The organism is Luteimonas sp. YGD11-2, from assembly GCF_004118975.1.
Lineage (GTDB): Bacteria > Pseudomonadota > Gammaproteobacteria > Xanthomonadales > Xanthomonadaceae > Luteimonas > Luteimonas muca.
On record NZ_CP035376.1, the window covers coordinates 1,474,149 to 1,487,665 of the forward strand.

Below are 13,517 nucleotides of genomic sequence, written 5' to 3' on the forward strand. Positions count from 1 at the left end.
TGCGGCGCTGGCTGTCCGGGTGCCGTTCGGCCTGGACGGGGTGTCGTGGGCACGGTGCGGAGCGGGCGTCGTGGCGATTACCCTGTCGATCCCCGACCTGGAGGACGACACCATGCACCGGTTCCGGTACCTGATCGCTGCAGGGTTGTGCACGCTGCTGGGCGGATGCGGTGAGCCGACGCGGAACGTCGGCGACGCGCCGCCGCCGCAGCTGCCTCCGGCCGTTGCGGTGGGCGACGGGTCCGTGCTGCAGCAGGATCTGGTCATCGCCACCAACGAGCCGTTCCTGCAGGCGCGGGTCGACGGTCGCGAACTGGTGTTGACCGGCGTCGACGTCGGTGAGCGCCGGCTGGCGGTGGAGCGCTCCACCGTGGAGGGGGACACGCGCACGATTATCGCCCGTGACACCGCGGGCAGCGTCGAGGCGGTGGTGCGGGTCTCGCCCTGCGAGGACAGCATGTCCGGCGCGGCGTTTCCGTTCTCGGGCGAGCTGACCGTCAACGGCGACGGGCCGCATCCAGGGTGCGCGCGCCCGGCGTCGATGCCGGCGCCGGGTGAGCCGGATGAGCAGCGCGACATGCCGACGTTGCCGGCCGCGTTCACCGGCCGCTGGGCGCCGGATGTGGCCGCCTGCACCGAGCCGGCCAGCATCGAGGGCATCACGATCGCCGCGGATGCAATCCACTTCCACGAGAGCGTGGGAACCCCGCGCGCGGTGCATCCCGAAGGCGAGGATATCGCGACCGTGGTGTTCGCCTATGTGGGCGAGGGCGAGCAGTGGGAAGCCGAACAGCGCCTGCGCCTGCGCGACGCCGATACGCTCGAAATCACCGGCCCCGACGGACTGCAGCTGCAGCGGGTGCGTTGCGCGAGGTGATGGGGGCGGAGTCGTTACGACGCCGCGTCCCCGGTGCTGAGGCGGCGCAGGCGTGCGGCGGTTCCGCCGACGTTGGCGCGAATCACCGCCAGTTCGTCGGCCAATGCAGTCGGCAGCATCGCCTGCGCACGTGCGTGCAGGTCGCCGGACCGTTCGCTCCGTGCGGAATCGAGCGCCGCCGCCCGTTCGCCGGCGACCGTCAGCTCCTCCGCCTGCGGCAGTCCATAGCCCGGCACCCGGGCCAGCAGCATCGCCGGGCGCACCAGCACGCCCTCGGCCGCGAGGACCTCCTCGGCCAGGTCGCGGGCGGCGGCTGCGTCCGCGTCGCCGGCGCGCAGCAGCCGGTGTTTCAGGGCGTCACGCGCGCGCAGTTCCGCGCGGCGCAGCGCCGCCTCCTCCAGCACCAGCAACGCGGCGGTGCTGCGCAGGTCGCCACGCTGCAGCCACGGCGTACGCGTACCGGCTTCAAGTGCCAGCCATGCACGGGCGTCGCGTGCGGGCAGGTCGAGCATGCCATCGGCCACGTCGAACAGCGCCTGGTAGTGGGCGTCCGCAGCGGGGAAGAGATGGCCGTGCCGGATGGCTTTGTCCGTGTCGGCAAGCACCGAGGCATCGGCGATGCCGCGATGTTCCAGCTTGCGCAGCAACCCGCTCGGCGTGATCGCCGCCAGTCGCGCGGACGCCAGGCGTGGCACGGCGTCATGCAGCAGCTTGAAGGTCTCGGTCGCGCAGTTGTTGCCCAGGAAGCTGTAGCGCCCGTCGTAGTTCCAGTGCAGCTGCGCCGCACGTTCGATCAAGGCCGCGATTTCCGCCTGCTGCAGCCGCAGCGGCACCGCGCGCAGGCCGCGCAGCTCGACCTGCGTGTATTCCTCGACCACCTGCGACAACGGCAGCACGAACAATCGCGACGGATAGTGCCCGGTGAGCCCGCGCCAGCTGGAGATCTGCACGTCGTCGACGAACGCGCGGAACGACAGCACGCGGTGGTGCGCAAGGTCGAAACGGCAGTCCGGCCCGGGCGTGCGGCCGGGCGCGCACACCACCAGCCGCAACATGCTGTGGCCCCAGCGGCTCATCGGCGCATGCGTGGGCTCGGCGAACAGGTACTCGACCGCGTGCACGCGCGCCGGGTCGAGCGCGTCCAGCGGCGGGTGATCGCCGTGTTCGCTCGCGGTCACGAACGGCAGTGCATCCGCACACGGCCGTAGTGGTGCGTGTTCACTGTCGACCCCGAGCCGCATGGCGAGATGGCGATGCAGCGCCGGCCGACGGCAGCGGTAGTCCGGATCCAGAAGGAAGTGCTCGAAGTTGACCGCGACGAATTCCGCCGGGCTGTGCAGCTCGTACGGATCGGGGCTGCGGTCGCGCAGCGGGTTGTCTGCGTTGCGCAGGCCGAACCGCCGCGGCCGCAGCTGCCAGCCGGCGAGATCGAGCAGCCGCGGATCGCGTGACAGCCGCAGCCGGGCGTCGAGCACATGCGCGATCTCGTGCAGCAGCGCCGCCAGTGCGGGATCGGCGTCGCCGTCGGCCGCGGGTGCGAGGACCAGCCGTCGTGGCAGCCGGATCCGGTGCGCGTGCTGCCGGCCCTGCACATGTGCGGGCAGGGTATCGACCACCTCCAGGCGCAATGGCGGCAACTGCGCCTGCAGCGCGGACGGCAGTACGTCCCCGGCGCGTTCGAGCAGTGCGCCGACGGCGGCGTGAGTGGCGGCATCGGTGGGTGCCGGCGTGATCGGCAACGCCGCGGCGTGTACCTGGACGGCCAGCAACAGCGCGAGTATGGACAGCACCCTGCAGCCCGCACCCGTGCGGCGAACACGGCTCACAGCGCGAGGATGCTCCTCGCGAGCGCGAGGTCACTGGCGTCGCGTGCGGCGTCGGATTGTGCACGCAGGTGGCGCAGCGCCGCTTCCAGGCGCACGCCACGGATGCGGCCGTCGGTGGCCACGAAGCTGGCGGCGTCGCTGCGCGCTTCCACCAGCACCTTGTCGTTGCCGGAGGTGCTGCCGCTCGAGGCCGACACGCCGCCCGATGTGGCGCCGGCCGAGGTGCCGGCGAAGCTCGACGCCGCGGCGGGAGCCGCGAGGATGGCCAGGAGAAGGGCGGGCGTGACGGCAATGCGGCGCATGATGAGGTCCGGGAACGTGCAGGAGTGGCGGCGGCAGCCTAGCGCATTGCCGTGTCGGCGCCGCGGGCCGGGGTCGCGGTTCCATGATCTGCCAGCCAGGCGAGCATGCCTTCGGCGGCAACCACGCCGCTGGCGAAGCAGGCGGTCAGCAGGTAGCCGCCGGTCGGGGCTTCCCAGTCGAGCATCTCGCCAGCCAGAAACACGCCTGGCCGGGCCTGCGCCATCAGTGCGGCGTCGAGCGCTTCCAGTCGCACGCCGCCTGCCGTGCTGATCGCCTCGGCCACCGGCCGCGCGCGAAGCAGGCGCACCGGCAGGCGCTTGAGCAGCGTCGCCCGCGCATGCGGATCGTCGGGCAATGCCGCGCCCGCGACTTCGCGCAGCAGGCCGGCGCGCACGCCATCGATGCCGGCGTTGCGGCGCAGGTGCTCGCTGGCGCTGCGCTTGCCGCGCGGACGCGCGAGGTCGGCCGCCAGCCGCGCAGCGTCGCGGCCGGGTACCAGGTCCAGCCACAGGGTGGTTTCGCCGTCGCGGGCGATGGCGTCGCGCAGGTCGGCGGCGATCGCGTAGATCGCGCTGCCTTCGATGCCGGTCGCGGTCACCACGCACTCGCCCTGCAGCTGCCGTGCGCTGCCGTGGAGGTCGGTCCAGTGCAGCACCACCGGTTTCAGCGGGGCGCCGGCGTGGCGTTCGGCGAAGTGCGTGCTCCAGCCGGCATCGAAGCCGCAGTTGGCCGGTTCCAGCGGAGCGACGGCGATGCCGGCCTGCTGCAGCGGTGCCACCCACGCGCCGTCGGAGCCCAGCTGTGGCCAGCTGGCGCCGCCCAGGGCGAGCAGGGTGGCGCGCGCCTGCAGGCGGCGCTCGCCCTGCGCGGTCTGGAAGCGCAGTGCGCCGTCTTCGTCCCAGCCCAGCCAGCGGTGCTGCACGTGGAAGCGCACGCCGGATTCGCGCAGGCGCCGCACCCAGCCGCGCAGCAGCGGGGCGGCCTTGAGATCGCTTGGAAACACCCGCCCGGAACTGCCGACGAAGGTCTCGACGCCGTGCCCGCGGGCCCACTCGCGCAACGCGTCGGCATCGAAGCGCTGCAGCCAGCCGGCCACCGCCGCACGGCGCGCGCCATAGCGCGCCACGAATGCATCGAACGGCTCGGAATGGGTGAGGTTGAGACCGCCCTTGCCGGCGATCAGGAACTTGCGGCCGACCGAGCCCCTGGCTTCGAACAGGTCGACCTCGACCCCGGCGGCTCGCAGGACTTCGGCAGCGATCAGGCCGGCCGGGCCGCCACCGACGATGGCGACGCCGGGCAGGGCGGACGGGTGGCTTTCGGACATGGCGCCATTATCGGCGCGCGACGGCGATCAGGACACCGTCACGTGCCGGGTCTGACGCTCCGCTTCCAGGGCGTCGAGATGTTCGGTCAGCGTACGCGCGTGCGCTGCGGCCTCGTCGGCCGCCGCCGCGCGCAACTGCGGCGAGCAGCGCAGCTGCAGTCCGGCCTCGCCCGCGGCGTGCCGACGGGCGATATGGCGCAGCATCGCCAGCACCATCGCCGCGCTGTCGGTACGCGCCGCGGTGCGGCCGTCGAGCAGCAGCAGCCACTCGCCATCGCGCAAGGCAGCGGCGGCGACGGTCTCGCCACCCGGTTCGGCCAGGCGGGCCTGCAGGCGCAGCGGATCGCCGAGGCGGCGGATCGGTCGCGCGGGTTCGTCCTTGCGCCGGGCATCGCGACGCGCCTTGGAGAATCGGGACATGCAGGGTGGATCCGCTGGCAGCGCCATCTGGCCGGCACCCATCGTAACGGGGCGATGGCAGGGCCGCAGCTGAACGTCGTAGCGGAATCACGTTGCCGGCGTCACGGGCGGCCCCATATGGTGGGGTTCCCGAGCGATGCGGAGGCTGGGACATGGCAACCGGATGGGCCGGCGATGGCGCCGTGCAGGAGCAGATCGACGCCACCGTCGAGGATGCGATCAAGCGTGCGCGCAGCCAGCTGCGCCAAGGGCCGGGCCTGACCCACTGCGAGGAGTGCGAGGCGCCGATCCCGGAAGCGCGCCGGAAGGCCGTGCCCGGCGTGCGCCTGTGCGTGCGCTGCCAGGAAGCCGAAGACCGCGAGCAACTCGCGGCCAGCGGCTACAACCGGCGTGGCAGCAAGGACAGCCAGCTGCGGTAGGGCGGGATGCGTTCCGGACAGGCCGGTGTGCGCTGGATGGAATCGCGCCGGACGTGGCCTGCGAAGCCGGCCGACATGCCCGGCCGGATCGGAACCGCACGTCGCCAGGGGTCATGCTCAATCGTCGAGGTCGAGTGCGCCGCCGCGTGCGGTTGCGGCACGGGCATCGGCGCCGTCCGCCTGCAGGCCCGGCAGGCGCGGCAGTGCCGGCGGCGGCCCGCGCCAGCGCCGCACCGTGCGCTGGAAGAACAGGTTGTTCGGCACCAGCAGGATGGTCCCCGCACCCTCGGCGCCGGTCTCGTGCAGCGTGGTGTAGACGAGGTTGATGTCGACCACGCGCCCGCGGAGCCCGGGCTTCTCACCGTTCTCCAGCAGTTCGACGTGGTCGAACAGGCGGAACGGGCGTGTGGTGAAGATCAGGATGGTGCAGAAGATGTTCGACAGCACGCTCCAGGCCGCGAAGAACGCAACCGCTGCCACCGCCGCGAAACCGGTGAACGCCGTCCACAGCACGGTCCCGGACACGCCGAGCCGCTCGAGGATCAGCATGATGGCCGCGGCATAGATGACGAAGCCGAGCACCCGGCGGGTACCCACCGCGAGCTGCGGCGGCAGGTCGTAGCGTGCGTTGACGCGCAGCACGACGCGGTGGACCAGCCGCTGCAGCAGCCACGCCACCAGCAGCACCAGCGCCACCTGGGCGAGGGGCACGATCACGCCCAGCCAGCCTGTCCACCAGCCGGGCAGCAGTGTGTGGCGCATTCGGGGGTTCCGTCGTCAGGGACCGGCCATTGTAGAAGGCGCATGCCGGCAACGGCCGTTGTCCGCGACATGATCCACGTCGACGGGCAGTACGGCGGTCGTCGTCGCCGAGGCACGGCGACCACGTGGTCCGTGTCGATCGACGTGCCGTCGTCGCGCGATCGCATAATGCCGGTTCGTTTCCATTGCACGACTCGCGATGCGCACACCGATCCTGTCCGTTCTCCTGCTGTCCGCGATCAGCGGCAACGTCGCCGCCAGTTGCATGGAGGGTCGCGTCGTCGATCCGGACGGCGATGGCATCGCCGCGGTCCGGGTCTCGGATGGAAGACAGCTCGTCACGACCGGCGACGATGGGCGCTTCGCGTTCGCCGCGGCGCCGCAGGCTCCGGTATTCGTCATCAAGCCGGCGGGCCACGTGGCACCCGCAAACGGAGAGGGCCTGCCCGATTTCTGGCGACAGCCCGACGCCACGGACTGCAGCTTCGTGCTGCGTCCGGAGCCGGTGACGCGCGACGCGCTGGAAGTGCTGGTGTTCTCGGATCCGCAGACCAGCGACCTGCGTGAGGTCGGCTACTACCGTGACGACGTGGTCGCACCGCTGGTCGGGCGTCATACGGCTGCGCTGGGGGTGACCCTCGGCGATGTCGCCAACGACGACCTGTCGCTGTATCCCGCGATCAACGCGGTGACCACCATGCTCGGGCTTCCATGGCTGCACGTGGCCGGCAACCACGATCTCGATCCCGCCGATGACGCCCGCTCGCTGCACAGCTTCCAGGCGGTCTACGGCCCGGACACCTTCGCCTGGGAGGAGCCGGAAGCGGTCTTCGTGGGCCTGGACAACGTCATTGCACAGCCCGCCGGCAGCTCCGGCTACACCGGCGGCCTGCGGCCCGACCAGTTCGATTTCCTCAAGGCCTACCTGCCGACCGTGGCGCGCGACCGCCTGCTGGTGGTGCTGATGCACGTGCCGCTGTTCGATGCCCCGGCCGGACGCGAGACCTTCCGGCCCGCCGATCGCCAGCGCCTGTACGACCTGTTGGCCACGCACCCGCGGGTGCTGGTGCTGAGTGGCCATCGCCACACGCTGCAGCATGTGTTCCACGACGCTGCCAGCGGATGGTCCGGCGCGAAGCCGCTGCACGAGTTCAACGTCGGCGCGGTCAGCGGTGCGTTCTGGAGCGGGGCGCCGGATGCCGCCGGCATTCCGGACGCCACCATGGCCGACGGCACGCCCAACGGCCATGCGACGCTGCTGGTTCACAGCGGTGGCGACTACGCGCTTGCCTGGCATCCGGCGCGCGTGGGCGACGGCGGCGATGCCACCACCGCGATGGGCCTGCATGCGCCGCGTGTCCTGCGCCGCGGGGCCTATCCGGCCTGGGGCGTGTACGCCAACGTCTACATGGGGCTGCCGGACACGCGGGTCGAGTTCCGCGTGGGCGAAGGCGATTGGCAGCCGATGCGTCGCGTCGAGGCAGCGGACCCGCGGCTGACCATCGAGAACGCCCGCGACGACCTGGCCGACGCCCTGCGCGGGCGCGACCGCTCGCCCGAGGCGGTGCCATCGACCCATCTGTGGCGAGGCGCACTGCCGACCGGTCTGCCGGCCGGCGAGCACCGCGTCGAGGTCCGGGCATTCGACCGCTGGCAGGGCGAACAGCGCGCAAGTACGTCCTATCGGCTGGATGAGTGGGTCGACTGAGGCCGACGCCGAGGCGTTTGATTCGTTCTGACCGCGGCCGTCCGGAGCTGGAGCAACTGCGCTCGGGGGCGGGGCACGCACATCGCGCGTCGCCTGCGGTGGCTACGGCTGTGTTGCGGGTGCCATGAACGGTACCGGCGGCCCGGGTTCCCTCGTCGCCTGCCAGCGTTGAAGGCGCGCGGTGATGCGTGAGCCGACCGAGATCTGCGGCAGCGAAGGCTCGAAGCCGGCTTCGCGTTCGCGCCTGGCGATCGCCCGGGTGGCCACGTCGTAGGCCGCGATGGGGTCAGGAGTGGCGTTGAGGCCGTCCACCAGCCAGGCACGCCCGAAGTAGGTCAGCTCGGCCTCGGCACCGCAGCCGAACGACGGGCGGTCCGCACTGGCTGCGGTGACCAGCAGCGTGTCGGGGCCCTGCAGGTTGTCGATGAAGCCGCCGGAGAAGCACGCCGACACCACCAGTACGCGATGGCGGATGCCGGAGTCGTCGAGTGCGGCGCGCAGGTCCGCCGGGCCGATGCCCTCGTCGATCATCGGCGGCAGCACCATCGCGAGTTCATGGTCCTCGCTGCCGTGCGTGGTGACGAACAGCAGCAGGATGTCTTCCCCGGGGTCCATTGCCCGGCCCAGCCCGGCAAGCGCGTGGCGCAGGCTGGCAGCGGTCGCCAACGGCTGCGGCGCGGCCTCGTCGAGGCTGTCGGGATGGTTCACCAGTGCAAGCGTGCGCCCGCCATTGCCCAGGCGCGTCGCCGCCACCTGCTGCAGGTGCTCGACCTCATTGCGGAACACGTCCTCCTGCCCGTCACCGGCAACACCCAGCACGTACAGGTCGGTGATGCCGGGCCGCTGCGGCGGCAGCGCGGCCAGGGCCGCGTCGATCAGTTCGCGGTCGCGCGCCGCCCATCCGTCGTCGACCGGCTGCGCACAGGCGGGCAGTGCCACCAGCGCGCACAGCAGCAGCGCGGGCAGGGACCATCGCCGGCGCACGGGCCGCGCGCTCACCCGGCGTCGATTTCGTCGAAACGCTCGACCCGGCGATGACCGCCGGTGGCGTCGCCGGTACGCGGCTGCGGGTAGTCCTCGTGGCGGTCCAGCAGCACGGTCTGCAGCCCCGCTTCGCGGGCGGCGTCGAGTTCCTCGACCACGTCGGAGAGGAACAGGATGGTGTCCGGCGCGGCATCGAGTGCCCCGGCGATGCGCGCATAGCTCGCGGCCTCGCGCTTGCCGCCGGTTTCGGTGTCGAACCAGGCCGACACCAGCGCGCCGAGGTCGCCGGCATCGCTGTGGCCGAAGAAGAGCTTCTGCGCCGGGACCGAGCCCGAGGAGTACACCGCGATCCGATGGCCTGCCGCATGCCAGGCGCGCAGCTTCTCCGCCGCATCGGGGTAGACATGCGCGGTGAAGTCGCCGCCGCGGTAACCCTCGGCCCACAGCAGGCCCTGCAGCGCCTTGAGCGCGGTGTGCTTGCGGTCGGTGTCGATCCACTGCTCGAGGATCGCCACCACTTCGGCGTCGCTGGACACGCCGGCCTCGCCGGCCACGGCATCGACCCAGCGCCGCACCTCGCGGTCTTCGGCGTTGGCGGCGATGAAGTCCGCCAGCCGCGTGCGCGCGTACGGGAACAGCACCTCCTTGACGAAGGAAATGCTGCTGGTGGTGCCCTCGATGTCGGTGAGGATGGTGTGCGGAAGCATGGCCATGGCGGGCTCAGTCGCGCTGGTAGCGCGGGAATTTCCGGGCGATGTCGGTGCCGGTGAAATGGCCGATCCAGCCGTCGGGCTGCTGGAAGAAACGGATCGCCACGAAGTTCGGCTCCGGGCCCATGTCGAACCAGTGCGTGGTGCCGTCCGGCACCGCGATCAGGTCGTCCTTGACGCACTCGATCTCGTAGACGCGGTCATCCACGTGCAGCGTGAACAGCCCCGAGCCTGCCACGAAGAAGCGCACCTCGTCCTCCTTGTGGAAGTGCTCGTCGAGGAACTTCTCGCGCATTTCCTCGCGCTTCGGGTTGTCGGGGGCGATGCTGATGACGTCGACGCTGTTGAAGCCGCGCTCGGCGACCAGACGGTCGATGTCGTCACGGTAGGCGGCAATGACTTCCTCCTGCGAAGCCCCCGGCGCCACCGGCTGGCTGGCCTGCCAGCGCTCGAAGGTCACGCCGATGCGGGCCAGCTCGCGGGCGATCTCGTCGCCGTCGTGGCTGGTCAGCAGCGGAACATCGGGGGCATCGTCGGCGAAGATGCGCAGTCGGCTCATCGGGGCTCCTTTGGCCGCGGAGAGGGCGGCACAGGTTGTGCATTGAAGTCCGGCGTGGGGGTGCGGCCGGCGGAACACAAGGCGACACGCCGCGCAACGGCCGGGGTGTTCAGCCGCGCACGCCCAGCCGTCGCAGGTCGAGTTCGCAACCGATCAGGAACTCGAACGCGTCCAGGTGGCGGCGCGCTTCCGCCATGTCGCGGCCCCAGGCGTACAGGCCATGGCCATCGATCAGATAGCCCCACATCGGTGTCTGGTCGAGCAGGGTGTCGACCAGCGCCGCAAGCGTCGGCATGTGCTGGCTATTGGGCAGCACCGGCAGGTCGATCGCGGCTTCGTGGGTGGCGTTGCCACGGAACGCCTTCAGCAGTTCGTAGCCCTCGAGACGGACGCGGCCTTCGCCGGCGAACAGGCGCGAGGCGACGGTCTGGTTGTGCGAATGCGTGTGCAGCACGCAACCGATCTCCGCATCGCGGCGGTAGAGCCGGGTGTGCAGCAGGGTCTCGGCAGACGGGCGGTGCTGGCTGCCGACGGCCTGGCCGTCGAGGTCGACCACCATGATGTCGGCCTCGGTGAGGCGACCCTTGTCGCGCCCGGATATGGTGATCGCAGCGTGCCCGGCATCCAGGCGCTGCGAGAAGTTGCTGCTGGTGGCCGGCGTCCACCCGAGCGCCGCCAGTTCGCGGACGTTGACGATGATCTCGCCGGCGGCATCGGCCAGCTGCTTGGTGTCGTATGGAACGGCGCTCATGGCAGGACTTCCTCGAACAGCCGCCACTATACCGTTGCCCGGCAGGACTGGCGTGGGTGCCGCGGCCTGCCTAAGCTGCCGCGTCCCGGGGAGAGATGGCCATGGTGTCGTCGTCAGCGTCAGCAGCAGCGCCAGCACCACGTCGCAGGCTCCCGCTGCACTGGAAGATGCTCATCGGCTTCGTCGCCGGCCTCGTGGCCTATCTGACCAGCGCGGATGCGGAGTGGGTGCAGGCGGTCACGCGCTACGTGACCACGCCGTTCTCCACGATCTTCCTCAACCTGATCTTCATGCTGATCGTCCCGCTGCTGTTCTCGGCGCTGGTGGCGGGCATCGCCGAGATGGGCGACGTGCGCTCGCTCGGCCGGATTGGCTGGAGGACACTGGCCTACACGGTTGCGCTGTCCACGGTTGCGGTGCTGATCGGGCTGGTGGCCACCAACTGGCTGCGCCCGGGCGCGGCGTGGACCCGGTGCTTGCGAATTCACTGATCGCCGAGAACACCGAGCGCACGCAGCAGATCGTCGCCAGTGTCGATGACACTCCGCGCGGCATGGACATGCTGCTGTCGATCGTGCCCAGCAACGTGATCGACGCCGCGTCCAGCAACGCCTCGATCCTTGCGCTGATGTTCTTCGCGGTGATGTTCGGCATCGGCATCGTGCTGACCGACGCGGAAAAGACGGCGCCCTTGCGGCGGGTGATCGAGGCGGTGTTCGAGGTCTCGATGACGCTGATCGGGCTGGTCATCCGGCTGGCGCCGTACGCGGTGTTCTGTTTCATGTTCAACCTGGCCGCGATCTTCGGCTTCGAGTTGCTGATCCGCCTCGGTGCGTACGTCGGCGTGGTCGTCGGCGCGCTCGCGCTGCACATGTTCGTCAGCTATTCGATCGCGCTGAAGCTTGCCGGCCATTCGCCGCTGGCGTTCTTCCGCAACATCCAGGAAGCGATGCTGATGGCGTTCTCCACCGCGTCGAGCAACGCGACGTTGCCGACCGCGCTGCGGGTGGCGGAGGAGAACCTGCACCTTCCACCGCGGGTCTCGCGTTTCGTGCTCACCGTCGGGGCGACCGCCAACCAGAACGGCACTGCGCTGTTCGAGGGCGTGACGGTGCTGTTCCTGGCGCAGTTCTTCGGCGTGGAGCTGACGCTGGGCCAGCAGTTCATGGTGATGCTGGTGTGCATCCTCGGCGGCATCGGCACCGCCGGCGTACCCTCGGGCTCGCTGCCGGTGATCGCGTTGATCTGCGCGATGGTGGGCGTCAACCCGATCGGGATCGGCCTGATCCTGGGCGTGAACCATTTTCTCGACATGTGCCGGACCACGCTCAACGTGACCGGCGATCTTGCGCTGGCGGCGATCGTGTCCATGGGCGAGCCGGTGGATGCGGGGCCAGTGGTGGCGTTGGAACAGAGCGTGGAGCGGGTCTAGAAGGCCGTCGCGGCGTCGTGAGTTGGAGGCCGCAGCATTTGCGGCTCCGGACGGCGCCTCACCGCCTCGGGTGGTGCGTCCCGCAGCGGGCCAGCTTCAGCGCACGTCCGGGCTGCGCCGCGCAAAGCCGCGGTAGGCGGCCCAGGCGAGCAGGGCGATGACCAGCGAGCCGATCAGGGTGTCGACCGGGGTCGACCACACCAGCAGGCCGCAGGCCACCAGTGCGCCCATGCCCAGCATGCGCTCGCGACGGCCCGACGGACGCTCGCGGGTGCCCAGCAGTAGCGCCAGACCGGCGGTGGCATAGGCCATCACCACCAGCATCACCACCATCTCGATGATGACCTCGAACTGGGCACCGACCGTGGAGGCCATGGTCAGCACCGCGATCGCGCTCATCGACAGCGCGACGATGAAGAGCCCCCAGCCGGCGGAGCCGTTTGCGCGCAGGCGGCCGAAGATCGCCGGCAGGTAACCACGCTGTGCCGCACGGGCGCCGGTCTCGCCCGACACCAGCATCCAGCCGCCCAGCGTGCCGGTGGCCTTGATCGCCGCGGCCGCGGCAATCACCGGGATCGCCCAGGCGCCGAACATCTCGCCGGCAACCAGCGCGAACGGAGCGCTCGAATCGGCCAGGACGTCGGCCGGCACGATGCCCATCATCAGCACCGACGACACCAGGTACACGGTGCCGGCGATGAGCACGCCGCCGATGGTGGCGCGCGGCACGTTGCGGTCGGGGTCGTCCACCACGCCGGCCACCATCGCACCGGTTTCCAGGCCGATGAAGGCCCAGAAGATCGGCGCCAGCGAGCCGAACACCACCGCCGCATCCGATTCGCCGGAGACATTCCAGGCCGCGCGGTAGATGCCCTGGTCGAAGCTTGCCCAGCCGGCGATCAGCACGGCTGCCACCGGCAGCAGCCCGAACACCACGCAGAACGACTGGAAGCGGGCAATCGGCCGCGGACCCATCATGTTGAGCGCGAACATCAGCCAGATCAGCAGGAGCTGACCGGCCAGGCGCACGCCGTAGCCATCCTCGATCGGCAGCAGCAGGATCAGGTATCCGAACGCCGCCACCGCGATGGCGTTGTTGCCGATCCACGACGACACCCAGTACAGGGTGCTGGTGAGGAAGCCGAAGTCGCGACCCAGGACCGGGCGCACGTAGTCGTCTGGCGAATTCATCTCGGGGTATTGCCGTGCCAGGCGGGCGAAGGCCGCGCCCAGCACCACCGCCAGGCAGGTCGCCAGCAGCCAGCTCAGCGCGGTGATTGCACCGGAGCGGGCCAGCGTGGCCGGCAGCAGGAAGAACCCCGAGCCGATCATGTTGTTGGCGACCATGAAGGTCGCAAGCACGGGGCCGATCTTCTTGGCCGTGGAGACGGTGGACATCCGCGCATCCAGCTGGAGAGGCGCACCCTTCGGGTGCGGGA

Annotated in this window: 13 protein-coding genes and 1 pseudogene; 4 read left to right on the plus strand and 10 right to left on the minus strand. The window is 70.5% G+C overall.

The features are described from left to right. The first annotated feature begins 70 nt into the window (after nt 1-70). Nucleotides 71-877 (plus strand): hypothetical protein, encoded by an 807-nt coding sequence (locus tag ERL55_RS14905; protein ID WP_206733385.1) that lies wholly within the window; start codon nt 71-73, stop codon nt 875-877. A gap of 14 nt (nt 878-891) precedes the next feature. Here the strand turns inward: ERL55_RS14905 and ERL55_RS06675 are convergent, their stop codons facing one another. The 4 genes from ERL55_RS06675 to ERL55_RS06690 are packed head-to-tail and all read right to left on the minus strand — an operon-like array spanning nt 892 to nt 4,753. Next, nucleotides 892-2,667 carry a DUF4105 domain-containing protein gene (locus ERL55_RS06675; RefSeq protein ID WP_129135742.1) on the minus strand — a complete coding sequence of 592 codons (1,776 nt, stop codon included), beginning with the start codon at nt 2,665-2,667 and terminating at the stop codon, nt 892-894. Nucleotides 2,668-2,699: 32 nt separating this feature from the next. Then, a complete protein-coding gene (locus tag ERL55_RS06680; RefSeq protein WP_129135743.1) occupies nt 2,700-3,005 on the minus strand; it encodes a DUF2388 domain-containing protein in 306 nt (101 codons plus the stop codon). A 38-nt stretch (nt 3,006-3,043) separates the two neighbouring features. Beyond that, nucleotides 3,044-4,333: a TIGR03862 family flavoprotein gene (locus ERL55_RS06685; protein ID WP_129135744.1), complete on the minus strand. Its 1,290-nt coding sequence runs from the start codon at nt 4,331-4,333 to the stop codon at nt 3,044-3,046. A gap of 27 nt (nt 4,334-4,360) precedes the next feature. Further along, nucleotides 4,361-4,753, minus strand: a complete 393-nt coding sequence (locus ERL55_RS06690; protein WP_129135745.1) for a hypothetical protein — start codon at nt 4,751-4,753, stop codon at nt 4,361-4,363. 152 nt (nt 4,754-4,905) lie between these two features. Here ERL55_RS06690 and ERL55_RS06695 point away from each other — a divergent pair, with 152 nt between their 5' ends. Beyond that, the gene (locus tag ERL55_RS06695; RefSeq protein ID WP_129135746.1) at nt 4,906-5,172 is read left to right on the plus strand and encodes a DksA/TraR family C4-type zinc finger protein; all 267 of its coding nucleotides are present in this window, start codon (nt 4,906-4,908) and stop codon (nt 5,170-5,172) included. A gap of 117 nt (nt 5,173-5,289) precedes the next feature. On the opposite strand, the gene ERL55_RS06700 is transcribed toward ERL55_RS06695, so the two are convergent. Next, complete coding sequence (locus tag ERL55_RS06700) at nt 5,290-5,934, minus strand: mechanosensitive ion channel family protein (protein WP_129135747.1); 645 nt, start codon at nt 5,932-5,934, stop codon at nt 5,290-5,292. 199 nt (nt 5,935-6,133) lie between these two features. Between ERL55_RS06700 and ERL55_RS06705 the strand changes: the two genes are divergently transcribed. Continuing rightward, entirely contained in the window at nt 6,134-7,642 is a 1,509-nt protein-coding gene (locus ERL55_RS06705; RefSeq protein ID WP_129135748.1) for a calcineurin-like phosphoesterase C-terminal domain-containing protein, read from the plus strand. A gap of 102 nt (nt 7,643-7,744) precedes the next feature. On the opposite strand, the gene ERL55_RS06710 is transcribed toward ERL55_RS06705, so the two are convergent. From ERL55_RS06710 to ERL55_RS06725, 4 genes are all read right to left on the minus strand, one after another. Continuing rightward, nucleotides 7,745-8,641 (minus strand): C13 family peptidase, encoded by an 897-nt coding sequence (locus tag ERL55_RS06710; RefSeq protein ID WP_129135749.1) that lies wholly within the window; start codon nt 8,639-8,641, stop codon nt 7,745-7,747. Beyond that, nucleotides 8,638-9,333 carry an acireductone synthase gene (mtnC, locus tag ERL55_RS06715; RefSeq protein WP_206733403.1) on the minus strand — a complete coding sequence of 232 codons (696 nt, stop codon included), beginning with the start codon at nt 9,331-9,333 and terminating at the stop codon, nt 8,638-8,640. The genes ERL55_RS06710 and mtnC overlap by 4 nt, the downstream gene beginning before the upstream one ends. Before the next feature lie 13 nt (nt 9,334-9,346). Then, a complete protein-coding gene (locus ERL55_RS06720) occupies nt 9,347-9,895 on the minus strand; it encodes an acireductone dioxygenase (RefSeq protein ID WP_129135751.1) in 549 nt (182 codons plus the stop codon). A 109-nt stretch (nt 9,896-10,004) separates the two neighbouring features. Then, a complete protein-coding gene (locus ERL55_RS06725; RefSeq protein ID WP_129135752.1) occupies nt 10,005-10,646 on the minus strand; it encodes a methylthioribulose 1-phosphate dehydratase in 642 nt (213 codons plus the stop codon). Between the two features lie 101 nt (nt 10,647-10,747). On the opposite strand from ERL55_RS06725, the pseudogene ERL55_RS06730 reads away from it, so the two are divergent. Beyond that, nucleotides 10,748-12,078, plus strand: a pseudogene (locus tag ERL55_RS06730) (dicarboxylate/amino acid:cation symporter). A gap of 96 nt (nt 12,079-12,174) precedes the next feature. On the opposite strand, the gene ERL55_RS06735 reads toward ERL55_RS06730, so the two are convergent. Beyond that, a complete protein-coding gene (locus ERL55_RS06735) occupies nt 12,175-13,476 on the minus strand; it encodes an amino acid permease (RefSeq protein ID WP_164972135.1) in 1,302 nt (433 codons plus the stop codon). Nucleotides 13,477-13,517: the final 41 nt, after the last annotated feature.